The organism is Streptomyces azureus, from assembly GCF_001270025.1.
Classification (GTDB): Bacteria; Actinomycetota; Actinomycetes; order Streptomycetales; family Streptomycetaceae; genus Streptomyces; species Streptomyces azureus.
Genome location: NZ_DF968201.1, coordinates 1 through 1,573, shown reverse-complemented (window position 1 = coordinate 1,573; position 1,573 = coordinate 1). Strand labels below are relative to the sequence as shown.

1 protein-coding gene is annotated in these 1,573 nt (G+C 69.0%); it reads right to left on the bottom strand.

Annotated features, from left to right (window positions below; genetic code table 11):
• Positions 1-39 precede the first annotated feature (39 nt).
• A complete protein-coding gene (locus AOQ53_RS03645) occupies positions 40-1,569 on the bottom strand; it encodes an ISL3 family transposase (protein ID WP_456293485.1) in 1,530 nt (509 codons plus the stop codon).
• Positions 1,570-1,573 lie beyond the last annotated feature (4 nt).

Below are 1,573 nucleotides of genomic sequence, written 5' to 3'. Positions count from 1 at the left end.
CGGCTCTGGCCCGTAGTTGGTGGTGACGTTGGGTGTCTGTCAGGGCAGGAGGATGCGGTGGCGGAGGAGGTCGAATCCTGCGCGTCCGTGCATCTGTCTCATGATCCTCTTGGTGCGGGTGTTGACGCCTTCGGTGCGGCCGTTGTGGTAGGGCAAGGTGAGTCCGGCGTTCACGGCGGGCCGGTCGATCTCGAGGCCGTTGGTGAAGCTGCGCAGGTGGGGTAGGTCGACGGTGCGGGCGGCCGTGATCCACTCGGTGAGTTTCACGTCGTTGCCCTCGGCCGGTTTCAGCAGGGTGGCGAAGCCGCGTACGAGATCGGCGAGTGCGGTCATCTCCGGGCAGGCCGCGACGATCTTCTCCAGCAGGGTCGTTTCCTTCGGGCGCAGGTTTTCGGGGTCGGTGAGCAGGAGGCGGCTGGCGTGACGTGGGGTGGTGACAGGGCGGTCGCCTTCGGCGCGGCCCTGGTTGAGGTAGCGGACCAGGAGGTTCGCGCTGCCGGTGTAGCCCAGCTCCCTTATCTCTCCCAGCAGTTGGGTGACAGGAACTGCCGGTTCAGCCGCGCGGCGGGCGCGCAGATGGTCGCGGTAGGGGTCGACGAGGGTGGGCCGGTAGGCCGGGGCGATGCGCAGAGCCTGGGGCTTGGGCATGCGGGCGTAGCGTTTGACGGTATTCAGGGCCACTCCGAGGCGGCGGGAGCAGTCGAGCAGGCCGACGCCCTGGCCGAGGAGGTCGTGGATCTTGTTCCAGCGTTCGCGGGTGGTCTGCTCGCGTACTCCACCGGGGCGGGTCGGATTGATGGTGGCCCAGCATCCGGTGTGCGCGCGGACCTCGAGCTGGACTTTGTCGCAGAGGTTGCGCCAGAGGTGCCATCGGTCGCTGACCTGCACCGCGTCGGGCAGGGCGCGGCGGATGGCCTCGGCGTAGGTGGCCGAGCCGTCGCGGCACACGATTTCGGCAGGATGTTCGCGCGGCCAGGACTCCAGAGTGGCCCTCTCGCGGTCGGGCAGGACCGCGACGCGTCGGCCGGTTTCGGCATCTGTGATGATCGTGGCGTACCGGTGGCGGCGGCGCAGGGCGAAATCATCCACGCCGATCACCCGCGGGACCGCCTGCTGTGGCAGCGGCAGGCGTCGCAGATGGCGTAGCGCGGTGCTGCGGGAGACGGGCACGGCCAGCAGGCCGGCGAGGCGTGCGGCCGCCCGACCGCATAACTCCCGTGCCACCTGGGATATTTGCCAGGCAAGCCGCACCGTGCGGCGCTGATGGCGTTCCAGCAGTCCGGGAATCTGCTCGCGGAAGGTCTGCCTCCGGCAGCCCAGGACCGGACAGACCAGCCGCCGTGCCCGCAGGTGGATGACAACGGGGCGGCCGTCGACCGGCACGTCCGTCACCGTCCGGCGGTGATACCCGTGCACCTTCGCCGTCGGTGTCCGGCACACCGGACACGGCACCGCCACATCTCGCGTGCGGGCCGTGACCACCACTGCGTCACCACAGCCCTCCACGTCCTCGACGACGAGCACCGACAGCCCGGAAAACACCGTGCTGATAAGGGAGTTGATATCCATCGCA